Annotated in this window: 21 protein-coding genes; 6 read left to right on the top strand and 15 right to left on the bottom strand. The window is 43.2% G+C overall.

The window, feature by feature from the left end:
* Nucleotides 1-49 precede the first annotated feature (49 nt).
* A complete protein-coding gene (locus tag GGD38_RS17085; protein ID WP_375297463.1) occupies nucleotides 50-751 on the bottom strand; it encodes a DUF5606 domain-containing protein in 702 nt (233 codons plus the stop codon).
* Nucleotides 752-984: 233 nt separating this feature from the next.
* Between GGD38_RS17085 and GGD38_RS17080 the strand changes: the two genes are divergently transcribed.
* Complete coding sequence (locus GGD38_RS17080) at nucleotides 985-1,413, top strand: hypothetical protein (protein ID WP_375297462.1); 429 nt, start codon at nucleotides 985-987, stop codon at nucleotides 1,411-1,413.
* 248 nt (nucleotides 1,414-1,661) lie between these two features.
* Here GGD38_RS17080 and GGD38_RS17075 read toward each other — a convergent pair whose 3' ends face one another.
* Together GGD38_RS17075 and GGD38_RS17070 are read right to left on the bottom strand one after the other, a co-directional pair.
* The gene (locus tag GGD38_RS17075; RefSeq protein WP_375297461.1) at nucleotides 1,662-2,417 is read right to left on the bottom strand and encodes a LytR/AlgR family response regulator transcription factor; all 756 of its coding nucleotides are present in this window, start codon (nucleotides 2,415-2,417) and stop codon (nucleotides 1,662-1,664) included.
* Between the two features lies 1 nt (nucleotide 2,418).
* Entirely contained in the window at nucleotides 2,419-3,366 is a 948-nt protein-coding gene (locus GGD38_RS17070) for a sensor histidine kinase (protein WP_375297460.1), read from the bottom strand.
* Between the two features lie 221 nt (nucleotides 3,367-3,587).
* Here GGD38_RS17070 and GGD38_RS17065 point away from each other — a divergent pair, with 221 nt between their 5' ends.
* Nucleotides 3,588-4,022, top strand: a complete 435-nt coding sequence (locus GGD38_RS17065) for a DUF1761 domain-containing protein (protein ID WP_375297459.1) — start codon at nucleotides 3,588-3,590, stop codon at nucleotides 4,020-4,022.
* 105 nt (nucleotides 4,023-4,127) lie between these two features.
* A complete protein-coding gene (locus GGD38_RS17060) occupies nucleotides 4,128-4,628 on the top strand; it encodes an SRPBCC domain-containing protein (protein WP_375297458.1) in 501 nt (166 codons plus the stop codon).
* Nucleotides 4,629-5,122: 494 nt separating this feature from the next.
* Here the strand turns inward: GGD38_RS17060 and GGD38_RS17055 are convergent, their stop codons facing one another.
* Nucleotides 5,123-5,698 carry a DUF1579 domain-containing protein gene (locus tag GGD38_RS17055; protein WP_375297457.1) on the bottom strand — a complete coding sequence of 192 codons (576 nt, stop codon included), beginning with the start codon at nucleotides 5,696-5,698 and terminating at the stop codon, nucleotides 5,123-5,125.
* A gap of 164 nt (nucleotides 5,699-5,862) precedes the next feature.
* Between GGD38_RS17055 and GGD38_RS17050 the strand changes: the two genes are divergently transcribed.
* Nucleotides 5,863-6,348 carry a DUF6265 family protein gene (locus GGD38_RS17050; RefSeq protein ID WP_375297456.1) on the top strand — a complete coding sequence of 162 codons (486 nt, stop codon included), beginning with the start codon at nucleotides 5,863-5,865 and terminating at the stop codon, nucleotides 6,346-6,348.
* Nucleotides 6,349-6,402: 54 nt separating this feature from the next.
* On the opposite strand, the gene GGD38_RS17045 is transcribed toward GGD38_RS17050, so the two are convergent.
* From GGD38_RS17045 to GGD38_RS17020, 6 genes are all read right to left on the bottom strand, one after another.
* The gene (locus tag GGD38_RS17045; RefSeq protein WP_375297455.1) at nucleotides 6,403-7,494 is read right to left on the bottom strand and encodes an amidohydrolase family protein; all 1,092 of its coding nucleotides are present in this window, start codon (nucleotides 7,492-7,494) and stop codon (nucleotides 6,403-6,405) included.
* A gap of 150 nt (nucleotides 7,495-7,644) precedes the next feature.
* A complete protein-coding gene (locus GGD38_RS17040; protein ID WP_375297454.1) occupies nucleotides 7,645-8,598 on the bottom strand; it encodes a 1-phosphofructokinase family hexose kinase in 954 nt (317 codons plus the stop codon).
* Between the two features lie 10 nt (nucleotides 8,599-8,608).
* Nucleotides 8,609-9,265, bottom strand: coding sequence for a DsbA family protein (locus tag GGD38_RS17035; protein ID WP_375297453.1), 657 nt, complete (start codon nucleotides 9,263-9,265; stop codon nucleotides 8,609-8,611).
* 99 nt (nucleotides 9,266-9,364) lie between these two features.
* Nucleotides 9,365-9,874 carry a hypothetical protein gene (locus GGD38_RS17030; RefSeq protein WP_375297452.1) on the bottom strand — a complete coding sequence of 170 codons (510 nt, stop codon included), beginning with the start codon at nucleotides 9,872-9,874 and terminating at the stop codon, nucleotides 9,365-9,367.
* Between the two features lie 111 nt (nucleotides 9,875-9,985).
* Complete coding sequence (locus GGD38_RS17025) at nucleotides 9,986-10,567, bottom strand: GNAT family N-acetyltransferase (RefSeq protein ID WP_375297451.1); 582 nt, start codon at nucleotides 10,565-10,567, stop codon at nucleotides 9,986-9,988.
* 135 nt (nucleotides 10,568-10,702) lie between these two features.
* Entirely contained in the window at nucleotides 10,703-13,354 is a 2,652-nt protein-coding gene (locus GGD38_RS17020; RefSeq protein WP_375297450.1) for a hypothetical protein, read from the bottom strand.
* A 231-nt stretch (nucleotides 13,355-13,585) separates the two neighbouring features.
* Here GGD38_RS17020 and tmk point away from each other — a divergent pair, with 231 nt between their 5' ends.
* Complete coding sequence (gene tmk / locus GGD38_RS17015) at nucleotides 13,586-14,218, top strand: dTMP kinase (RefSeq protein ID WP_375297449.1); 633 nt, start codon at nucleotides 13,586-13,588, stop codon at nucleotides 14,216-14,218.
* A gap of 5 nt (nucleotides 14,219-14,223) precedes the next feature.
* Here the strand turns inward: tmk and def are convergent, their stop codons facing one another.
* The 5 genes from def to GGD38_RS16990 all read right to left on the bottom strand — a co-directional run bounded on the left by def (nucleotide 14,224) and on the right by GGD38_RS16990 (nucleotide 21,106).
* Complete coding sequence (def, locus tag GGD38_RS17010) at nucleotides 14,224-14,808, bottom strand: peptide deformylase (RefSeq protein ID WP_375297448.1); 585 nt, start codon at nucleotides 14,806-14,808, stop codon at nucleotides 14,224-14,226.
* Between the two features lie 56 nt (nucleotides 14,809-14,864).
* A complete protein-coding gene (polA, locus tag GGD38_RS17005) occupies nucleotides 14,865-17,726 on the bottom strand; it encodes a DNA polymerase I (RefSeq protein WP_375297447.1) in 2,862 nt (953 codons plus the stop codon).
* Between the two features lie 221 nt (nucleotides 17,727-17,947).
* Nucleotides 17,948-18,103, bottom strand: a complete 156-nt coding sequence (locus tag GGD38_RS17000; RefSeq protein ID WP_375297446.1) for a hypothetical protein — start codon at nucleotides 18,101-18,103, stop codon at nucleotides 17,948-17,950.
* A gap of 387 nt (nucleotides 18,104-18,490) precedes the next feature.
* Nucleotides 18,491-20,533 carry an excinuclease ABC subunit UvrB gene (gene uvrB, locus GGD38_RS16995; protein ID WP_375297445.1) on the bottom strand — a complete coding sequence of 681 codons (2,043 nt, stop codon included), beginning with the start codon at nucleotides 20,531-20,533 and terminating at the stop codon, nucleotides 18,491-18,493.
* A gap of 120 nt (nucleotides 20,534-20,653) precedes the next feature.
* Complete coding sequence (locus GGD38_RS16990) at nucleotides 20,654-21,106, bottom strand: methylglyoxal synthase (RefSeq protein ID WP_375297444.1); 453 nt, start codon at nucleotides 21,104-21,106, stop codon at nucleotides 20,654-20,656.
* Between the two features lie 160 nt (nucleotides 21,107-21,266).
* Here GGD38_RS16990 and GGD38_RS16985 point away from each other — a divergent pair, with 160 nt between their 5' ends.
* Nucleotides 21,267-21,917 carry a T9SS type A sorting domain-containing protein gene (locus GGD38_RS16985; RefSeq protein WP_375297443.1) on the top strand — a complete coding sequence of 217 codons (651 nt, stop codon included), beginning with the start codon at nucleotides 21,267-21,269 and terminating at the stop codon, nucleotides 21,915-21,917.
* Nucleotides 21,918-22,358: the final 441 nt, after the last annotated feature.

Genomic DNA, 22,358 nt, shown 5'->3' with positions numbered 1-22,358 from the left:
GGTATAAAAACCAGCAGCCTGTAGCTTTAGTTTATTAAAGAATGCTAAATTACTTTTTGGCGTCTTTTTTAGGAGCCGCTTTCTTTTTAGGCGCTTCTTCAGTAGCATCGCCCTCTTCTTTCTTGGCTTTAGGGGCTGCTTTTTTCTTAGGGGCTGCTTCTTTCTTTTCTTCGCCGTCGCCTTCAGCTTCTTCTTTTTTAGCTTTGGGAGCCGCTTTCTTTTTAGGGGCTGCTTCTTTCTTTTCTTCTTCACCAGCTGCTTCAGCTACTTCTTTTTTAGCTGCTTTCGGCTTTTCTGCTTTAGCAGGAGCTGCTGCTGTTTCTTCTACTGCAACTGCTTCTTCAACGCCTTCTTCTTCAGGGGCTGCTTCTCTTAATTTAATTTCGATATTGTTCGACTTCAATACGCCATACCACTTTACCATCTTCTTCATATCGCTTGAGTATACGCGGTCGAAATCGAGGTCGGCATAAACTTTTTCGAAATATTTTTTCACTGCCGCATTATCCTTATCGTCAGGCAGGTTCTCGCCACTATTTTGCATGGCTGTAAAAATATCCACCAGGTTCACATTATCGCGAACTGTATATACTTCAATGCTTTCGAGATGAGAAAAATTATGTATCCTGCTCGAAACAAATTTTGTGCTTTTGTCTTCCAGTGACCGTACAATAGCGCCATCAGATTTACTGCTCACCAATTCGAATAATCCTGGTAAACCTGTTACAGCAACAATTTTAGCGTATTCCATATCAATACAAATTTTTTAAGGAGTTGCAAGATAATCTGATTTTGGCAAACGGTGTTCCAAAATAGTCTGAAAGATGGTGTCCGATAGGTTCCGGCCCAAAAAACCAGTATGGTGAATGGGGCAACATGGGCCCATTTTGGGGCTTCAACACAATATTTTTTGTTTTAGCGCAGGTTTTTAGCCCTTGCCGGCATCCAAACAGGGTATACTTTCCATAAACTAAATCTCATAGCATGAAAAAAGTGTTTTTATTATTAGCGATTGCAATAACCGGGACATTTGCCGTACAAGCCCAGGGTGGTCCTGGCGGCGGCGGTGGTTTTCAACGCCGTACCCCCGAAGAGAGATTAAAACAGGTTAAAGAAAAACTGGTTGACCTGAAGCTTGATGGCGACCAGACCACTAAAAGCGATAGCACTTTCCTGGAGTTTTTCAGGGCTCAGAATAAAATGATAGAAGATATGCGGGCCGGCGGCGGCGCCCCTGACCGGGATGCCATGCGCGAAAAAATGCAAAAAATGAGCGCTGATCGCGACGAAAAGCTGAAAAAGATCTTTACCGAGGACCAATACAAGAAATGGAAGGATGAAATTGAGCCTTCTATGCGTCCTCAACGCGGCGGCGGACCACGTGGTGGCGGCGCAGGCGGCGGCAACAACTAATGCTGTGATGCACAAATTCCCCGGTAGTTTATTTTATCGGGGTTTTTTATGGGCAATGGGCAATGGTCAGTGGTGAATGGTGAATGTGGTCGCCTAATTAATAATTAATAATATGTTTTGAATTCCCGAACTCCAGAGCTCCTTCTAATTTGTATTGCCACTCATCATTTAGCATATTCGACAATATTCGCGGATCTCTCCCTGTATTCCATTATCACATTATCTCATTAGCATATTATCACAATAACCTACTGTCCCATCCATTGCTTGAAGGCGGCGGCATTTTCCTGACTTATTATAATATCTTCTGTTACAAGGGGCACAACTTCAAGTAATAATTTGCTTTTTGGGTAGGTTTTTATACGTTTAATGGCGCTCATATTTACCAGGTATTTACGATTTACCCGGTAAAAGGAGGTAGGGTCAACCTGGGTCTCAATATCGGCCAGCGATTGGTCCATAATAAATTTTTGCCCGCTGCTGTCAACCATGCAAACCAACTTATGAGTAGCGTAAAAATAGGCCACTTCTTCTGCCTTAATGCTAATGTAATCTGTACCCCGTTTTACCAGGAACCGTTTTTTATACCCAGCCTGTGATTGGGTGGCCGGCCAGTTTGCCAAGGTTTGATAGTTGCCGGTAAAATGTTGTTTTAGCTTTTGATACTTTTTGAGGGCCGCATCCAGCTTTTCGGGTTTTACCGGTTTTAGCAAATAATCTATACTGTTATGTTCAAATGCTTCCTGCCAGTATTCATCATAGGCGGTAATAAATATAACCGGGCATTCAATATTTATTTGTTCAAATATTTTAAACGACAGGCCATCGCTCAGTTCAATATCCATAAATATCAACTCGGGTGTGGCATGCTGTTGCAGCCAGTCGATGGCTTCCTTTACACTGCCCAATACCGCTTCAACATATACCTGTTGACTACCTACAGCAAGTAATGAAAGTAATTTTTCTGCTGCCGGTTTTTCGTCTTCTATAATAACGCAGTTCATATCAGGCAATTTTTAAAATGGGTAATGAAACAGTGAAATCGCTGGCTGATTCCGATACACTAATTTCTTTACTGGTGGTTAATCTATAACGTTCGCCCAGGTTATTCAACCCAATGCGGGAGGAAGTTTTTCTTAAAACTTTTTTTCGTACCTGGTTATGAATGATCAATTCATCGTTTTGCATTTCTATGGTAATTACCAGGGGCAGGGCATCGGAAAACTCATTATGCTTAATGGCATTCTCAACCAGTATTTGCAGTGAGATAGGGGGTATTAAATACAGATCGAATAGTGCAGGGTCAATATTTATTTGTAATTGAACAGCCTGTTCGAACCTGATCTTCAACAATGAAAAATAATCGGTTAAAAATAGTATTTCTTCATGAAGCAAAACCAGCTCGCGAACTTTGTTTTGAAGAATGTACCGGTAAACGTCGGCCAGGTTATCATTGAACTTTTTTGCTTTGGCCGGTTCTTTTTCAATAAGGTGCGATAATGTATTTAATGAATTGAATATAAAATGCGGGTCTATCTGATTCTTCAGTGCCTCCAGTTCCGCTTCGGCCCTGGCCCTTTCCAGTTGCTCTTTCTTCAGCTTTTCATTTTCTGCCTCACGCACTAAAAATACCGTTTCATAAATATGTGTAATAAACAATACGCTTATCATTATTACAAGCGTGGTTGTATAAAGCAGGTCCCAATTAACTATGCCATTATTGAAGATCTTATACCATATCACCAGCATCAATGCGCTTATAGGAATAGTATAAAAAGAGATGGCCAATACAAGCACTACAATTTTGCGCACCGGTTTATTAAACCAGTCGAAGTAACTACGCAGGGTAAACAGCAGGTAACGGTTACCCTCCCATATTAAAAACGCAATACCAATGGTAAATAAAAAGCTGAGCTTGAATTTCCAGGTTGAAGGCGTTTGATTGTTCACCATAGGTGATCAATGGAATAACGACGCCGAATGCAGGTATAAGAATAATTCTGAACCCAATATCGTTCAGGCGCACGGCGCTGCCTGTTTTTTTGATCGGCTTATTATTGATATTGATCGGCTGCTTTTCCAACCTTATTCCCTTTTAGTTGAAGGTATAAAAATTAGCAAATAGATTTGAAATAACTATAGGGGCGTGGGTTTTAATTAAAAACTATTTGTTTATGACAATGCCTTTAATAAACTGGTGGGCTGTGCTGGTAGCCGGTATTTCGTCATTTGTAGTGGGCGGCATTTGGTACTCGCCCGGGCTGTTTGGCCGGGCCTGGATGAAGGATAACAATTTCACCGAAGAACAAATTAGAAAAGGCGGTAATAAAGGAAAGATCTTTGGCTTTACACTTATTTTTTCACTATTGATGTCGGTAAACCTGGCCATGTTTTTAGCCACACCGGCAGACTGCCCGCCGCAATGCGCAGCCAAAGCCGATATTACCTGGGGCGCCATTGCTGGTTTTTTAGCCGGCATTTGGACGTTTTGCGCCATTGCCATTCATAGTTTGTTTGAATTAAAACCCTGGCGCCTGATATGTATTAACGGATTTTATAGTGTGGTAGCATTAATATTAATGGGGGCCATCATTGGCGCCTGGCATTAAAACGCAATTCAATATATAGCCATGAAAATGCCTTGAAGGAGTCTGCGCATACAATGCAACAATTCCTTCAAGGCTTTATATACCTGCACAAAAAAACAATAAAATATGTCAACTATTGACTGGAGCAAGTTCGTTACACGTATAAATATAAGCGCACCTGCTGAAGACATTTATAAAATGTGGGCCACCCGGGGTGGAATGGAAAGCTGGTTTGTACGCCTGAGTGAGTACAAGGATAAAGATGGTGTTGAAAGAGGCACTGATGAAGAAATAACTATTGGCGATACCTATAAATGGCTTTGGTTTGGTTATGGAGATGAAGCTGTTGAAAACGGTAAAATACTTGAGCTGAACCATAAAGACCGTTTCAGGTTCAGCTTTGGTAAAGCAGGTAATGTTACAGTAACGATCACAGAGGAAGAAGGGGAACATATTGTAGAACTAACACAGGAGGATATACCAACTGATGAAAAGGGCATGTACAATTTTCATGTGGGTTGTAAAGGCGGCTGGACATTCTATTTGGCAAACCTGAAGTCGATACTGGAAGGTGGAATAGACCTGAGGAATAAGAAAGTGAGACAAAAAGAAATGTTGAATAGCTGATTGTTTTTTAAACGCTCATTTTAAAAAGTTTTTGATACGGGGAATTTTTAGATGAGCCGGAAAAAAAGCAACCACATATTAAAGCTTTTTTTATGCTGCGTATAAAAAGTTTTTTAATGCCGGGAATTTTTAGCGTGAGTAGGAAACGCAACAACAGCATATCAAAACTTTTTAGTTTGATGTCTTTAAAAAGTTTTCAATAGGCGCAGATTGTTTTCTGACCACCGGGAAAAATTAAATGCGTTGGAAAAAAAATAATTAATAGCTGAAGCTTTTTGTTCGATGCGGTTAAAAGTTTTTTGATAGCGGGAGTTTTGTAGGAGGGGCGCCAAAAAAGTTAAAGAGGCTAAAAAATGCATTTAATAATGCCGTTTAAAATTTTAGCTATAGGGAAAGACAATTTTTGCTGTTATATAATTTGATAAATGTCAAAACCAAAAAGAAACAGGGGTTCCCGATTTATCGGGAACCCCTGTTTCTTTTCTTTACGGTATTTATTTAGCCCTGGTGAACGTAATCTCCATAGTTTTCATCTCCTGACCACCCATATTCATAAACATTTCCATTTTTTGGGTATTGTCGTTAATAACGGCAAAGGTTTCTTTTACATCCATTTCCTTACCGGTCATTGGGTCGGTTGTTTTGCCTTTCAATGTGGCCGTTTTAGTGGCATCGTCCCAGGTGCCTTCCATATACATAATACCGGTTCCCATATTATCGATCCAACTGCTAACAAGTACTTTTCGGGCATTGTCCCAACCCAGCGTGCTTTGCCCTTCAAAAGGCTGGCCCATCATGTTGCCGGAGTGTGTACTTAGTTGATAACGCCCTCCCATTATCATTTTGTTTACACAGGTTGAAGTGCTTTTTGTTGGCGGTGCGCCGGGCTGCATCCACATGCTTACATCGCCTTTCCATTTACCATCCCATTTGGCCAGCATCTTATGAACATCGCCAGGTGTCATGTAATCTGTCCAGGCTTTCATTTGATCCTGTTGCGTTTGTGCACTGGCATTAAAGCTATTGATGATAAATAATACAGCGGTAGCCGCAATGGCAAGCTTTTTCATAACTGTTAGTTTTTATAAAAATACAAAATCAAAAAAGGTACCAATGTGCAATCTGATCAATATCAATTAATACCTGATGAAGCGGGATTGCAACACGATGAAAACCGTACCGAACGAAATACCTTTTGTAACTTCAGCAATATGTTATACTAATACACTTCGCTATGAGAAAGTATACTGTTACTATTTGTTTATTGTTTGTGTTTGTAACTATATCAATGGCACAACAACCTGTTTACACAAATACTGAGTTCAAACCCCTGCATGGGTTAACAGGTTTGTGGAAAATGGATAGTAAACGCGGCGCCTTATACGAAGAGTGGCAGGTTAGTGGCGATAACCAGCTTACAGGCCGCAGTTATAAGATAAGTAACAATGATACTATAGTGCTGGAGAATGTGGTTATTTCATTACAGGGCAATGCTATTTTTTATACACCGGTAGTACGGGATCAAAATAATCAACAACCGGTCCCATTTAAATTGATCTCTTATAATAATAACCGTTACGTGTTTGAGAATAAAGAACACGATTATCCGCAACGGGTGATCTATGAACTTATTTCTTCGAATGAAATACGGGCAAGAATTGAGGGGAATAAGAATGGAAAGGAGTCTGGCTCTGATTTTAATTATACCCGGCTTAAATAACAAGCATGAGGTATAAAGCTTGTTGATCTTCATACCTCATACTTCTTACTTCTCTCAATCGGCAGGGAACTGCGATCTATCAATATTAGGTATAATGCGCAGTGCGTTCTTATAATATACTTTCTTCAGGATAGCATCGGGCAGGCCCATGCCATACATAGCCCAAAAGGCATGATACTTTTTATGATAGGGAAAATATTCGTCTTCGGTTTCAAGCACTCTAAAGTAGGTGGCATATTCATCGGGCACCCAGCTGTCTTTTCCAAATAAAATGCGGTCCTGGTATTTTTCAAAGAATTTACGCGCCATGCGAGGCTGGCGGCCCAGTTCGGCAATCACGGCGCCAAATTCCACTACAACGTTTGGCATATCATCTAACAGCTCGCCCAGCTTAGGCAGATTATTAGGGTACCAGCCAAAATGCGCTGCAATAAATGTGGTGCGGGAATGCTTTTTAAACATACGGTGCTGCTCTTCAATCAGCACTTCCCAGGGTGCAGGATCGTTGGGGCCTCTTTTGCGGCCCGGGTGCGAAGTAATCTCGAGCCAGCGTTCGTTGTGCTCATCTTCCGGGTCCCAAAAGGGTTTGGGGTCGGCGGTGTGTATAAGCACCGGTATTTTAAGCTCGCCGCATTTATCCCAAATGGCATCTAAACGCGGGTCATCGACGGTTACACGTTTGCCGGTATTGTCTTTCACTGAAAGGCCCAGGTTCTTGAATACTTTTAAGCCATTGGCGCCATATTTTGCATCTTCTTCTAACTGTTTAACGGCTTTTTCCGTCCAGCCGGGGTCACCGATGCCGTTGAAGTTGATATTGGCAAAAACAATAAACCGTTTGGGACTGGTTGAACGAATATTGTCGATCTTATTTTGAAGGCTTTTGCCATTGTCACCGCTAAGATTTACCATCACCGCCATATTCAACTTGTCCATGTCTTTTTGCAGGTCTTTGAGGTCTGAAGGCGACATGCCGCGTTGGTGATTATGCACATCGATGAATGGATAGCGGGCGCGGTTTAATTTATGTTCTGGTACTACCAGCGTTGAAGTAGGGGTATATTTTTCAAAATCCATGTGCGACGTTTGCGCACTGGCGGTTTGTAATGCTATTAGTGAACCGGTGATGATCAGCAGCCTTCTCATGCCTGGAATTAATTTCTTCCAATTTAGTGGGTATTGGTAGAATTAGGAAACCGGTTGTGTAAATGGGAGTCTTAAAATGAAAAAGGCCCCTACTATTGCAGAGGCACCCTATAAACTAGTTAACTCGTCAACCAGTCAACATGTTAACTCTCAATCAAGCTTCATCTTATACTTATCAGCATACTTGTTTATCCAGTCGTACAACCGATGTACATCCTCCTTCTTAAACAATTGGGTGCCGGGGTTCATTGTGGCAGCGGTACCGCAGGCTACACCAAAGCGTACCGTTTCGGAAATTGTTTTTCCCTGGCTCAGCATCCACACCATACCGGCTACCATGCTATCGCCGGCGCCAACAGTGCTTTGCTTTTTCACCGTGGGCGTTGGTATATGTTCACATCCGTCGCGGGTAACCAGCAAAGCGCCGGTTGGCCCCATTGAAACTACCATTACTTCACAACTTCCCTGCTTAATAACTTCCATAGCGGCATCATCAACCTCATTAACCTCAAGGTGTTCTTTGCCTACTAAAGCACATAGTTCGCTTAGATTGGGTTTTAAAAGATAGACGCCCTCTTTTGCCGCCAATTGCAATGGTTTGCCTGAGGTATCAATAATATAGCGGGCATTTAACTTCTTAACTACTTTGGCCAGCTCACCAAAAAAGTCTTCGGGTAAACCGGGCGGCAGACTGCCACTGGCAACAATACAGGTTGGGCGTGGTTCCAGTTGTTGCAACAGCTCAAAACAGGCATGTGCTTCTTTGTCGCTCAATGAAGCGCCCGGCATTACAAACCTGAATTGCTGATTGGTATCTGTTTCACGAACCACAATATTTTCGCGGGTTTCATGTGCAACAGGAATGCTTTTGTAATTGATCTGCCTTTGAGAAAGATAATTTTCGATCAGTTTGCCATTCATGCCACCTGAAGGGAAAACGGCTAATGATTCGCCACCCAGTTCTTTAATGGCTTTGCTTACGTTTATTCCGCCGCCACCAGCTTCAGTAATAAGCTCACTGCAACGCATTTTCTTTTCGGGCACCAGTTTATTTATAGACGTGCTTTTGTCTACAGCGGGATTCATTGTGATTGTAACGATCATGGTACTGTTTTTAAATGACTTGTTTGTTCTCTTCCAAAGCAGCGTCGATCCGTTGTTTTAAAACGTCATATTCAGTATAGCCCGATGCAAGCAAAACAAATTTCGATTCACTAACCTGCATCAATACGGCGGGAAAGCCAGATACTTTTAATTGTTTACATATTGAAAATTCTTCGTAGGCTTTTTCTTTATATGCAGGGTCTTTTAATGCATTATAGAATGGTTCAACAGGGATTGCATATTTTTCAAGCAAATGCCTGTAGGCCTCATTATCACACAGATCGCGGCCTTCATATTGAAGCGCGTATTGTAGGTCATACGCAAATGCTATCTGTTTATCGGGATGATATTCCTTGAACACACATAAGGCAATGGCTGGCTTTTCTGAATTGGGAAACCAATCGCTCAAATCGGGGTTCTTTATATGCCATAGAAAGTCTTCTCCAAATTTTGCGCCGGTAAATTCTGCTACCGTTTGGCAGTTTTGCCGAAAATAGTCGGCCATCACACTTATAGGTTTGGGTGTTTCGGGTAGGATCATTCCACCCGAAAGCACTTCAAATTGTAACCTATTGCCATATTCGCCGGCTATTTGTGTCATAACGGGGCTAAACCCATAACACCAGTTGCAATAAGCATCATAACAATAAAATATCACAGGTTCCATATTGACTGTGAATTTACGGCGATCCTTTCAATAACAAAATAAAAACGGCTACCTGATAATTTCACAGATAGCCGTTTACTATAGATCGTTATATGAGGGTTATTTCTTTCGTTTCCTGTAAATGAGTATCGCTTCCTCGGTAGTATTGGCGCTGCTTTTAACCAATCCTTTAAGTGTTAGTATATTTTCATCAACTCCTATTACAACAAATACTTTTGCATCACTGCCGGTAGCGTCGTTCAGCTTTAGTACGGTGGGCCGTCTTTCATCAACTACTCTTTTACCTAATTCATATTTAACTTCTTTTACCAGTTCTTCCCTGATGTTCCATTTATAAAGTTTTACTTCATTGGTACATCCTGTTTTGTTAGATCCGTAATAAGTTTTTGCATTGAAATCGGGAAACAATTCAAGTTGCTGGTCTTTTCTGCAATCATCAAATTCCCAGAAAGCGTCGGAAGAGCGGTAGCCATCTTTATTGAGATCAACGGGATGTTTGAATTTAACAGACTGGAGTACCCACACACCCGTAAACTGCGCCGTATCGTATTGAGCGTATAAGGTGATGAATAAAAAGCAAACGATTAAAGAAGCTACAATGCGTTTCATAGTATAAGATTAAGGGTATGGTTCACAGAAACGACTTCTGTAAATAGAACGCCGAAAGATCAATAATATTTCTGTAAAAGAGAAATGTTTAACTAAAAAAAGCTTTAGCAATCATTTACTAATCAATGCTTCAAGTAGCTCTTTTGTAGTTGGCCACTCCGGTTTAATGATGCTATATACGATGGTGTTGCGAAATGTACCATCGTCGTTTTTGCGATGGCATCTTAGTAATCCTTCTTTAATGCCACCTATCTTTTCAATGGCCTTTTGCGATCGAACGTTGGTTTCTCTTGTTCTGAATTCAACACGCATAATGTTGGCCTTTTCAAAGCAAAAGGTCAATAGTAAATATTTGCTTTCTATGTTAATCTTTGTTCCCCAAACAATTGGTGACAACCACGTAGGCCCAATCTCCAATTGATGATTTACGGGATCAATGTTAATAAACCCTGTACAGCCACACACCTGTTTGTTGCTTTTATTACGAACAACATATGTAACCGTTTGACCGCTCAGATTTTGCTGCAGCCGGTCTTTGATGAATATATCATAGGAATGTTTGTCTTTTATGTTATAAGGCAGGTTCTGCCAAATGCGTTCATCCAATGCTACTGATTCCAATTCGGATATATGATCATTTGTAAGTCGTTCAAGATCTATATTATGCCCGGGAAGAAGTTCTTCGAATCGCATTGTGGTATGTTTAAACTTTAAGCTGTCGGCAATACAATTATACCCATTTAAAGGCTAATGCAATTTAGTATAACAAAAAAAGTCCCCCCGAAATTAATCGGGGGGACTTTCAATTTGATTATTATGAAAAAAGCATTATCCCCTTCTTGGCCGGCTTCCTCCTCCAAGACCACCACCACCAAAACCACCACCACTATTTCCGCCGCCATTGTTTCCTCCGTTATTTCCGCCACCTCCTACCGAAGGTCTTGAGCCGCCACCTGAACCGAATCCGCCGTTCGAAGGTCTTGAACCGCCGCCCGAGCTGAATCCACCACCCGAAGGTCTTGATCCGCCACCTGAACCGAATCCACCACCTGAAGATCTTGGGCCGGGGTTAAAACCACCGCCGCCAGAAGATATTGGTGTGCGAACAGGTGATGATGGTCTGCCAGAAAAACCACCGTTATTGTTACTGCCGCCATTGTAAGGTCTGTCAATAGTGCGGGTACTTCCACCGCCTGGGCGGTCTATAACTCTTCCGGGGCCGCCCTGGGGATCGGCATTGCCGATACTACCTAAACGGCCTGGACCTGCGTTTCCACTTCCATTTCCATTGCGCCACTCGCGTGGGCCGCTAAAGCCGTTATTACCGTTGGTTGGGTTTAAATTACCGGAGCGTGGAGATATTCGTCCGCCATTGTTATCTGAAGAATTCCATCCTCTGGTATAACCACCATTACTGCCACCTGTAACCGGGCGACCAGTACGTCCGCCGGGATTATAAGTTCCATTGCCGGTTCCAAAACCTCTGCCGCTGCCTACATCACTGCGTCCACCTCTATCGGGGCGACTGCCTCCATTTCCGCCAGGTGAAAACCGTCCACCGTTGTTGCCATTATTTGCATAGCCCATACGGCCACCATTATAACCACCATAACGTCCGCCATTGTAACGGGGGCCACGGTCATAACCATTGCGATCATAATCGCGGGTTACCACACCACTTCTTCCTCTGTATATGTTAGTATTGCCATAGTAGTTATTTATAACGGTTACATTGCTATACTGGCGATATGATCTGTAACTGTTATAACCATAGTAGCCGCCACGGTAGTAATAAGACGGGCCATAGTAGCAAGGGCGATACACGCGTGGGCCACCCCACCAGCCGCCACAACCATAATAACCCCATGGGTAAGGATTTCCTATGTTGATGCTTACATTAAACCAGTCCCAGCCAAAACCTACCCCAAAGCCCCAACCAAACCAGGGATTATAGCGGGTAGCAAACCCCCAGGTATAAGGCCGCGCATAATAGTAACGGCCATGCCAGGGGCGATAGTAATAACCGGTTCCATATACAACAGTAGGGCCATATACATAGGCGTTCAAATAACCAGGGGTATAACCCATGTAAACATAATCGGGTGTTACATCGTAGATATCAACATACTTCATGTAATACACCGGATAGCGTGGAGGGATCAGGGCTACTGCATATGGGCGTCTTACGCAAACGGCCCAGGGGCCTACTGCATTATACGATTCGTACCAAACACCATTGTCAACACTATAATACCTGCCCTGCCAGCGGATCACAGATCCGGGCGTGTTGGTAGCATAATACATATCGGTTCCATCAATAGCTTCAAATTCCGGGTCGCCATCATATGTAACTTCTTCACGTACTTTACTGCGTTCAACTTTTGCTGTTTGCGGAACCTGTGCTTCTGCAACGGCATCGTTCGCTTCTTCGGTTCCTGCTACGCTGGCCAGTACATTGTCTTTAGGCGATCCTTTGGGTATTTTGGCAAAATCGGCGGGTAGTTGGTCGGCTGCTACATAGTCCCATTTGCCACTGAGGGTTTTTGATTTATACCAGCGACCCGACAACAACACATAATATTGTTGCGAGTTAATGTCCATGAAAATATCGTTCTCAGAGTTTGATACGTACAACAAACCGGTGCCATCTACTGCAGAGAAATTGGCTTCTCCTTTCGATTGTATCAATTCTGCAGGCTCAGTAGTAACTAGTATATTGTAAATGGTGTTGGCATCAGATTCTTTCTTCTCTTCAGGATTATTTTTTGCGTCGGCCTCTTTGATCGATGCTTCAATTTTATCGAGGTTGTTCGGAATGTCGGTGATCAGTTTGTAAGGGCCGGTAGCTGCAGGAGCAGTATACCAGTGTTTGCCACCGTACAAATAGAATTTATCGTCGCGGTTCTTTACTAAAACGAAGGGCGTATTTACTACAGCCTCTACACCCCAGTCTTTATTGGTTTGAAGTTTAGGGGTGCCATCAATTGAAACCAGAATGGATGGAACGTTGGAGTAAATAACTTTTGGGGGTGTGTTGCTGATCTGGGTGGCCAGGCTGTTTTGTTGTTTGTTCAGGTCCAGAGAAGATTGCAGTTCCTTATTGGCAAACGCTATGTTCCAGGAAGGGACCCTGTCTTCAAGTGTATTGGCAAATTTTTCCAGTTTGGCATCATCATCTTCACCAGGCAGTTTAATGTTGGTGATGTAGATTGATTTAACCTGTACCTGGTCGCCCTGGCTTTCTGTAGTGGCTTTTAACCAGGCTACACCAAAAACGGGCTCCGACTTACCGCTTTCCGTTATAGAAATAGCAGCATGGGCTTTTAACGTGTTATCAGCAAACGATTCGGGCTGCCATTGGTAGAGTTTAATGATGGTCCCATCGGAAGTAGTTGCCGTTTTGGGCCAACTGTCCTGGGCCATAACCAAGTGCGTGATCATGCTTCCCAACACTACGGCCAACAGTGTAAAGATCTTCATATACGGGTGTTTATTTTTTTTGAATAATCCATTGCGCAGAAATCTTACATTAATTTACTACCATTAGACGGCAGTTTAAAGCAGAGGTTTCGAAATATGCCAGTATTGGCAAAACATTAGACAAAGCAATTGTTAAAGGATAGGTTTACTATTGACAAATTAATGTCTTTTTAATAGCGGTGCGCTTCAAAGACTGTCATTTAGTGTTTTACGTGTATTTTTGAGCGACATATGAAAACGCGTAAAAATTTATTTATTGCCCTGGAAGGAATTGATGGTAGCGGTAAAAGCACCCAAACGAAACTGTTGACAGAACAGTTAACTGCCCAGGGACATAAAGTATATAGCACTTTTGAACCTACTAATAATCAGATTGGCAAGCTGATAAGAGATATTTTAAGAGGAAATACCAAAGCAGATCATCGTGTTATTGCCGGGCTGTTTGTTGCCGACAGGTTAGATCATTTATTGAATGAAGAATATGGCATTGTGAAAAAACTTGAAGAAGGGTATACCGTGATCATGGACCGGTATCTTTTTTCATCTTACGCATACCAGGGCGCCCATATGGATATTGACTGGGTAATTCAGGCCAATGCCATGAGCGCCCAAATACTTCGTCCTGATGTAAATATCTTTATCGATGTTTCGCCCGAAGTGAGCATGCACCGGGTGCATACCAACAGAGAAAACGTTGAGTTATTTGAAACGCTCGATGGCTTAAAGCTTGTGCGTTCGAAATATATGGAGGCGTTTGAAAAGCTGAAAGATGTTGAGTATGTTTTTAGTGTTGATGGCAATCGTACACCCGGGCTTATAGCACAGGACATTTGGCAAAAAGTACAATCCATGCTTGGCCAATAGTAATATTACTTCGCAAACTTCATGGGGTATTTTGCCTGTATCTGCCCTTTTGAAATTTTATCCAGCTTTGCCTGTAGTAATTTACGGGTGAGCGGCTTCAGGTAATCGAGATACAAAACACCTTCGGTATGATCGTATTCGTGTTGTATCATTCGTGCGGTTGTACCGTAGAAGGTTTTGATTTGTTTTTCAAACTGCCGGTTGAAGTATTCAATGGTAATGCTCCACGGGCGTTTTACGCGTTCTGCGATTGCAGGAATGCTAAGGCAGCCTTCTTCATCGATCCAGGCTTCATCCGATTCGTCGATAACGGATGCGTTTATAAAGGTTTCTACAATGCCGGTGTCTTCAGGAACAAAATAATCTTCACGAAGATCATCTTCCATTTTGTCGTAGGTTGATTTGCTGTCGACAACAAACAGCCGAATGGGCATATTTACCTGTGGGGCGGCAAGTCCGCAACCGTGGGCGCCGTACATGGTTTCCCACATATTGTCGATAAGGGTATTGAGGTTGGGATAGGTGGCATCGATCTCATCGCATTGTTTTCTTAAGATCTCATGGCCATAAGATAAGATGGGTAGCTGCATGGGGCAATCGTATTATGAAAATGCGCCCCGATGCATCGGGGCGCATGTAAGAAAATTTAGTGTGCTTCGAGCCAGTTAACGCCCGATCCAACCTCTGCTTCAACCGGTACTTCATTGGGTAATGGCAGTGCCGAACGCATACACTCGAGGATGATGGGTTTTATAATATCTATTTCTTCTTTCACCGCGTCAAACACCAACTCATCATGCACCTGCAAGATCATCTTTGATTCAAACTTATGTTTGCGGAACTCATGATATACTTTCACCATTGCCAGTTTTATCATATCTGCCGCGGTGCCCTGAATGGGTGAGTTAATGGCGTTGCGTTCTGCAAAACCACGCACTGTAAAGTTTGATGAGTTTATATCGCGCAACCAGCGTTTACGGCCCATAATGGTTTGAACAAAACCATTTTCGCGTGCAGAATTGATGGTATCGTCCATATACTTCTGAATACCGCTGAATTGCTTTTTATAATTATCGATGATCTCTTTTGCTTCGGTACGGCTTATGCCCAGGTTATCGGCCAGTCCAAAGGCGCCCTGCCCATATATGATACCAAAGTTTACGCTCTTGGCTTTATATCGTTGTTCTTTTGTTACTGCCGACTCTTCTACCCCATATACCTTGGCTGCGGTGGCGGTATGAATGTCAATTCCTTTTTTGAATGCTTCGCACATAGCCGGGTCGCCACTGATGGCGGCTACAATACGTAATTCAATTTGTGAATAGTCGGCTGAGATCAACACACGGTTGCTATCGCGGGGAACAAATGCCTTTCTGATCTCACGGCCTCTTTCTGTTCGAATAGGAATGTTTTGCAGGTTGGGATTGTTGCTCGACAACCTGCCGGTTACCGCTACCGATTGGGCATAGGAAGTATGTACCCGGCCGGTTTTGCGATTGATCAGTTCGGGTAATGAATCAACGTAGGTTGATTTAAGTTTGGTAAGCTCTCTGAACGTCAATATATCTTCTACTATCTTGTTCTGATGTGCCAGTTTCAACAACACATCTTCCCCGGTTGCATATTGGCCGGTTTTTGTTTTTTTAGCTTTGGGATCGAGTTTTAGTCTTTCAAATAATACTTCGCCTAACTGGCGGGGAGAAGCGAGGTTGAACTTAACACCGGCCTGTTCGTACACTTTGTCTTCGGCCACTGCTGCTTCGCGTTCCAGTTCTTTTGAATATTCACGCAGGAAATCAACATCTACTTTTACGCCTTCATATTCCATTTCCATCAACACTTTGGCCAACGGGTTTTCTACTTCCTGGAACACTTTTTCTACTTCCCGGCTTTTTAATAAAGGTGTTAATACCTGTTTCAACTGCAGGGTTATATCGGCATCTTCTGCTGCGTAGTCGCTTATTTTTTCAATGGCAACATCCCGCATATTCAGCTGGTTCTTTCCTTTTTTGCCTATCAGTTCTTCAATATGCACAGGCTCATACCCTAAAAATTGAGCACTGAGCATATCCATACTACGTTTGCCATCGGGTTCAATTACATAGTGCGCAAGCATGGTATCGAAAGTTTGGCCTTTTAGCTCATAACCATACCATTTCATTACAAGCATGTCGTATTTCAGGTTCTGGCCAATCCAAAGAACATCTTCTTTATTGAATACCGGTTCAAAATGCTTAAGAATGTTTTTCGTTGCTTCCTGATCGGCGGGGCAGGGAACGTAATATGCTTCACCGGGTTTACAGGAGAAGCTCATTCCCACCAGCTCTACATCATTCGCGTCAATACCCGTAGTTTCGGTATCGAAACAGATCTCTTTTTCTTCGAGTAATTCTTTTACAAGGGTCTTAAGAGCATCTTCTTCCTGAATGGTACGGTATTGATGGGCTGTATTATGAATATTTTTACCGGCAGGCATTATATCGCCATCTACGGCACGGTCTTCATCGCCGGCTGCTTCCGCTTTTTGCGTTTTGGTCGCTTTAGCCGATTCTACTGCATTTCCAAACAAATCGGTTTGCACTCCCTGTGGCGTTGCTGTTGTGCCTGGTACTATGGATATCTCTTCACCGAGTATGCGTTTGGCTACTGTTTTAAATTCCAGGTCAATAAACACTTCTTTCAACAGATCGCGATTCCACTCTTTAAGGCGGAAATCCTCTTCATGAAACTCAATGGGAACATCTGTAATGATGGTGGCCAGTTTTTTTGAAAGTATGGCGGCGTTCTTACCATTACGCACTTTTTCGCCCAGCGCGCCTTTTATTTTATCGGCGTTTTCAAGCACATTCTCCAGGGTGCCATATTCATTCAACAATTTAGCGGCTGTTTTTTCACCTACGCCGGCAATACCTGGTATGTTATCAACAGCATCGCCCATGAGCCCTAAAATGTCAACTACCTGGTGAACTTCTTTGATATTCCATTTTTCACAAACCTCTTTAGCGCCCAGGATCTCGGCATCGCCACCCTGGTAGCCGGGTTTGTAAATTTTAACGTTGCCATCAACCAGTTGTCCGTAGTCTTTATCGGGCGTAACCATAAATACCTGGAAGCCGGCTGCGGAACCTTTTTTGCTAAGGGTGCCAATAACGTCATCGGCTTCAAAGCCATCAACCTCCAGTACGGGAATATTAAAGCCACGGATGATCTTTTTAATATCAGGAATGGCTGCCATCAGGTCTTCCGGAGCTTCCTGCCGGTTGGCTTTATAATCGGTGAATTCGGTATGCCGTTCGGTGGGCGCCTGCGTATCAAAACAAACTGCCATATGGGTTGGCTTTTGGTTGTTGATAAGGTCGAGCAGGGTATTTATAAAACCAAACTGGGCATTGGTGTTCTTGCCTTTTGAAGTAATGCGTGGATTGCGGATAAGCGCATAATAGGCACGGAAAATAAGTGCCAGGGCATCGAGTAAAAAAACTTTCTTATCGGTTGATTGATTCTCCATATGGTGTCCTCCAATTATTATTCACAATGCCCCGAAGGTAATAACTATGAAGCTTTTAAAAAGCGGTTAATTAGCCCATCGGCCCGATTGTTACACATAGTCACCACCGGTCATAAACCCGATGGCTAATTAACCTAATATTGGAGGCTTCGCACTGTGTAAAAACAGCTTAAGAAGAATATATGAAAAGGAACTTCGTGCTTGAATTAAGGTGCGTTGCTTTATTTAACCTTGTTGGCGCTGGCTGTAGTTTGCGCGGCCCGGCCAACCTGCTCATTTGAATCATCTTTTGAAAATTCGGTCAGGTAAATAGCATATGCCAGGCAGGCAAATGCAAATAGGTTAAATAAGCGACGACGCATACGACGGGCTCTCATACACTGAAATGATATGGGTTTAGGGGTTGATTTCGAACGTATTAAGAACGAGATGTTGCGGGGAATATTTTATTTATACACATTATTTTTTAAAGTTGACAAGTTGACGGGTTAACAAGTTGACGAGGGAGTTGATAAGTTGATGGAGTTGAAAGGTTGATAAAGGAAATACAAGAGTTGTTCAGTTATTCAGCTTGTAACTTGACTGGAGGTGATCTCGCTTCGCTCGATCACTTGACTGTTCAGCTCGCAAGGCGCGGCAGCGCCAATAGCCGTGATCCCACAAAAAAGAGGCCCTGTAAAGAGCCTCTTATGTATTGTAAACTTTCTTTTTAATCTGTAACACCGTTAGCTGAATCCTTGTTAACTCGTCAACTTGTTAACCCGTTAACTCTTTAGTTCCTGCAACTGTTTCTGCAAAGAAAACATTTCGTCGCGAAGGCGGGCGGCTTCCATAAAGTCGAGGTCGCGGGCCGCTTTCTCCATTTCCTTTTTGGTTTTGGCAATGGCCTTTTCCATCTGTGGAATGGTTTGATAAACCACCTGCTCTTCTGCCGCAATGTTTTGAACCAGTTCGTCGTTGGGCGCCAATGCATGCGGGTTGTTGGGGTCGTAGCCCTTGATATCCAGCACCGAGGTTTGTGCAAATACCTGATCGCGCGATTTCTTTACCGTCCTCGGCACAATGCCATGTAAGGTATTGTGGGCAATTTGTTTTTCGCGGCGGCGGTTGGTTTCGTCAATCGTGCGTTGCATGCTTTCCGTCATCTTATCGGCATAAAAGATCACCAGTCCATCAACGTTACGGGCCGCACGGCCGGCAGTTTGGGTAAGCGATTTTTCGTTACGCAAAAAACCTTCTTTATCGGCATCCAGAATGGCCACCAGCGAAACTTCCGGCAAATCGAGTCCCTCACGCAACAGGTTCACCCCTACCAGTACATCAATTTCGCCCAGCCGTAGTTGGCGCAGGATCTCTACCCGTTCCAGCGTATCTACCTCACTGTGAATATATTTTGACTTTATATTAATGCGGTGCAGGTATTTATCCATTTCTTCCGCCATCCGTTTGGTAAGTGTGGTTACCAGTACCCGGTCGCCCTTTTTAACGCGTTTATCAATTTCATCTAACAGGTCGTCAATCTGGTTAACGCTGGGGCGAATTTCAATCGGCGGGTCTAACAAACCGGTGGGTCGAACCACCTGTTCCACCACTATACCATCCGTTTTTTCCAGCTCGTAATCGCCGGGGGTAGCCGAAACAAATATGGTCTGGTCGAGCATCGATTCAAACTCATGAAAGTTCAGGGGCCGGTTGTCGAGCGCTGAAGGTAGCCGGAAGCCATAGTCGACCAGCACCAGTTTACGGCTTCTATCGCCGCCGTACATACCGCTTACCTGCGGAACGGTTTGGTGGCTTTCATCAATTACGCATAAAAAGTCTTTTGGAAAATAGTCGAGCAAACAGAATGGGCGGGTGCCTGGGTGGCGGCGGTCGAAGAAACGGGAATAGTTTTCTACCCCATTACAATAGCCCAGCTCGCGGATCATTTCCACATCATAGTTCACACGCTCGTTAAGACGCTGTGCCTCAATGAATTTTCCTACACTTTTGAAGTACTCTACCTGAGAGGCGGCTTCATCCTGTATTTCGGCAAGGATTTGTTGTATAATGTCTTTGGGCGCCAGGTACAGGTTGGCCGGGAAGATGGCGGCGTTTTCCACCATGCCTATCCGTTTGGCGGTTTTTATGTCGAGGGTTTCAATGGTCTCAATTTCGTCACCAAAAAAGGTAATGCGATAACCAAAATCAACGTAGGGCAGGTTTATATCAACGGTATCGCCCTGCACCCTGAAGTTACCCCGGTTGAAATCAATGGTGCTGCGTGAGTACAAGGAGTTTACAAGGGCGTGCAAAAAGCCCTGGCGGCTGATCACCTGGCCCTGGTGAATTCGAATGATCCCGTTCTCAAATTCGGCGGGGTTACCAATACCATAAATACAGCTTACCGAGGCCACTACAATAATATCACGGCGGCCGCTTAGCAGTTCTGTGGTAGCCTGAAGGCGCAGTTTATCCAGTTCCTCATTGATACTCAGGTCTTTTTCAATATAAGTATCACTAACCGGCATATAGGCCTCGGGCTGGTAATAATCGTAATAACTTACAAAATAGCCTACCGCATTTTCAGGAAAGAACTGTTTGAACTCGCCGTACAACTGGGCCACCAGTGTTTTATTATGGGTAAGCACCAGAGTAGGTTTTTGTACCTGCTGAATTACGTTAGCTACTGTATATGTTTTACCAGAACCAGTAACACCCAGTAAGGTTTGATATTTTTCGCCATCGTTCAGTCCCGTAACGAGCTGACGAATAGCCTCCGGCTGATCGCCGGCGGGTTGGTATGGAGCAAATAGTTTAAAAGCCATGTTGTTTAGATCTACACAAATTTACCGTGTTAACCCTTTCCAAAGTTGAATGGCTTTGGAAAGGGGCCTATATAAAACGGTTCTGGCTTTTAATTGTTCAGGATGCGGGTGAGCAAAAAGTTAAACTTTCCGGTTCAAATAGCTGGTATAGTCGGGAATGTTTACCATGTATTCTTCCATCATTAGCGGGGAGGTGAGAATAAAATCGGCGGTAGCCCGGTCGTTGGCAACAATGCAGTTCCAGGCAATGGCTACACGAAGCAGGGCTTTTACATCGCTGTCGTGCGGTTGTGCTTCCATGGGGTCCCAAAAGAATATAAGCATATCGATATCGCCGCTGGCTATCATGGCGCCAATTTGCTGATCGCCACCCAATGGCCCGCTAAGCAAACCTCTTACCGGGCGGTCAAGTGCGTTCTCGAGCAATTTACCGGTTGTACCGGTAGCATATAATTCGTGTCTTGCGAGAACGGTCTTATTAAACTCCGCCCATTCTATCAGGTCTTTTTTCTTGTTATCGTGCGCTACCATGGCAATGCGTTTACGGGCGTTCAGTTTTCTAACTCTAAGCATAAACTTGGGTTCTTGATTGAAATATATAGGGGAACAAGGTAAATGACTTTTAAAAAACTTTAACGGCCCGGGCCGAATTTTATTAGGGCCCAAACGTTTTCCACATTCGGGCACAGTAATTGTTAATAGTGATGTTCTTGATTTTGACCCATTAAATTCCATGAAGAAAGGCGTACTGGTATATTTAATATGCCTGCTTGTACACGTATGTACAGCGCAGGAAGAGGCTACGGTAGTTCCACCGGTGGTAAGTCAAACTCCTGCAGATATTGCTGATACCACTGATACCACAAGCTACGTTACTGATCTTACCTTAAGCATATTTGAGAACGCAAGGGTTATTCTGGGTTGGAAACAGCCGGAAGATACATCGCTTGCTTTTGCCGTTATAGAGCGTAGCACCGGCGGTCGCAATTTTGAAGTGGTGGCTGTTATAAAGAAGTCGGATATAAAGTCGCTGAATGAATGGATCGATGACGCGCCCCCTAAAGGTCGCAGCATGTACCGGGTTAAGTTTTCGGGAAAGGAAAATCAGCAGGCCGCTTATTCAAAACCAGCTGAGGCTACTATTATGGGCGATATATCGTTCAGGTTTTATCCTAACCCCGTTGATAATATATTAATTATCCGTTCCGAATCGCAACTCGACATTCAGGTGATTGATGCGGTGGGTAAACAACGCATCGCAATCAACAATTTGCAGGGACTTCAAACCCTCAATGTTACTTCGCTTGAAAAGGGCATTTATTTTCTGCGCATAAACAATCATAATACGGGTCTTATTACCCAGGAAAAATTGATTAAGAACTGAAGAATTTAATTGACCAAGGTCATGCTCAACCGATGATAGCAGGTTTCCTGACCTCATATTTAAAAATGTCAATAACTTTCCTGATTCGTAACCCCGCTATAGTCTTTCCTGCCGTCTTTTAATGTGTATTTTGCTGGTTGTCTGCTGGTTATAGACATAAATATTGCATGTATTTCTACGTGTAAACAGGTATTTAAACCACCAAATACCTTGGTATTTCTACTATTACCACAAAATGGTATTGCAGATATCAGAATTCCCCACTATTTTTACCTCGGTTTTTCATAGGATATTGGATTTTAAAAGCGGGGTTGAATTTCTATTCAGACCCCTTTTTTATTTTATACCGGTAATACTTGTGTAGCTAATAAAATACACCCGGTAAATACACAACAGTTTACTGCTTCCCAACCTATTAAGCCGTACTAATCATTTCGATAT

Source organism: Niastella sp. OAS944 (genome assembly GCA_024809215.1).
GTDB lineage: Bacteria > Bacteroidota > Bacteroidia > Chitinophagales > Chitinophagaceae > Niastella.
Note: the sequence above shows the minus strand (reverse complement) of the source record. Positions and strands in the feature narration are given on the sequence as shown.

Excerpts from the sequence above, each read along its gene's own strand:
- GGD38_RS17045 (WP_375297455.1), bottom strand. The coding sequence starts at position 7,494 with ATGAGAAGGCTGCTGATCATCACCGGTTCACTAATAGCATTACAAACC.
- GGD38_RS17055 (WP_375297457.1), bottom strand. The coding sequence starts at position 5,698 with ATGAAAAAGCTTGCCATTGCGGCTACCGCTGTATTATTTATCATCAAT.
- GGD38_RS17080 (WP_375297462.1), top strand. The coding sequence starts at position 985 with ATGAAAAAAGTGTTTTTATTATTAGCGATTGCAATAACCGGGACATTT.
- polA (WP_375297447.1), bottom strand. The coding sequence starts at position 17,726 with ATGGAGAATCAATCAACCGATAAGAAAGTTTTTTTACTCGATGCCCTG.
- GGD38_RS17085 (WP_375297463.1), bottom strand. The coding sequence starts at position 751 with ATGGAATACGCTAAAATTGTTGCTGTAACAGGTTTACCAGGATTATTC.
- GGD38_RS17075 (WP_375297461.1), bottom strand. The coding sequence starts at position 2,417 with ATGAACTGCGTTATTATAGAAGACGAAAAACCGGCAGCAGAAAAATTA.
- GGD38_RS17025 (WP_375297451.1), bottom strand. The coding sequence starts at position 10,567 with ATGCGATTCGAAGAACTTCTTCCCGGGCATAATATAGATCTTGAACGA.
- GGD38_RS17070 (WP_375297460.1), bottom strand. The coding sequence starts at position 3,366 with ATGGTGAACAATCAAACGCCTTCAACCTGGAAATTCAAGCTCAGCTTT.
- GGD38_RS16985 (WP_375297443.1), top strand. The coding sequence starts at position 21,267 with ATGAAGAAAGGCGTACTGGTATATTTAATATGCCTGCTTGTACACGTA.
- tmk (WP_375297449.1), top strand. The coding sequence starts at position 13,586 with ATGAAAACGCGTAAAAATTTATTTATTGCCCTGGAAGGAATTGATGGT.
- uvrB (WP_375297445.1), bottom strand. The coding sequence starts at position 20,533 with ATGGCTTTTAAACTATTTGCTCCATACCAACCCGCCGGCGATCAGCCG.
- GGD38_RS17060 (WP_375297458.1), top strand. The coding sequence starts at position 4,128 with ATGTCAACTATTGACTGGAGCAAGTTCGTTACACGTATAAATATAAGC.
- GGD38_RS17040 (WP_375297454.1), bottom strand. The coding sequence starts at position 8,598 with ATGATCGTTACAATCACAATGAATCCCGCTGTAGACAAAAGCACGTCT.
- GGD38_RS16990 (WP_375297444.1), bottom strand. The coding sequence starts at position 21,106 with ATGCTTAGAGTTAGAAAACTGAACGCCCGTAAACGCATTGCCATGGTA.
- GGD38_RS17030 (WP_375297452.1), bottom strand. The coding sequence starts at position 9,874 with ATGAAACGCATTGTAGCTTCTTTAATCGTTTGCTTTTTATTCATCACC.
- GGD38_RS17035 (WP_375297453.1), bottom strand. The coding sequence starts at position 9,265 with ATGGAACCTGTGATATTTTATTGTTATGATGCTTATTGCAACTGGTGT.
- def (WP_375297448.1), bottom strand. The coding sequence starts at position 14,808 with ATGCAGCTACCCATCTTATCTTATGGCCATGAGATCTTAAGAAAACAA.
- GGD38_RS17000 (WP_375297446.1), bottom strand. The coding sequence starts at position 18,103 with ATGAGAGCCCGTCGTATGCGTCGTCGCTTATTTAACCTATTTGCATTT.
- GGD38_RS17065 (WP_375297459.1), top strand. The coding sequence starts at position 3,588 with ATGACAATGCCTTTAATAAACTGGTGGGCTGTGCTGGTAGCCGGTATT.
- GGD38_RS17020 (WP_375297450.1), bottom strand. The coding sequence starts at position 13,354 with ATGAAGATCTTTACACTGTTGGCCGTAGTGTTGGGAAGCATGATCACG.
- GGD38_RS17050 (WP_375297456.1), top strand. The coding sequence starts at position 5,863 with ATGAGAAAGTATACTGTTACTATTTGTTTATTGTTTGTGTTTGTAACT.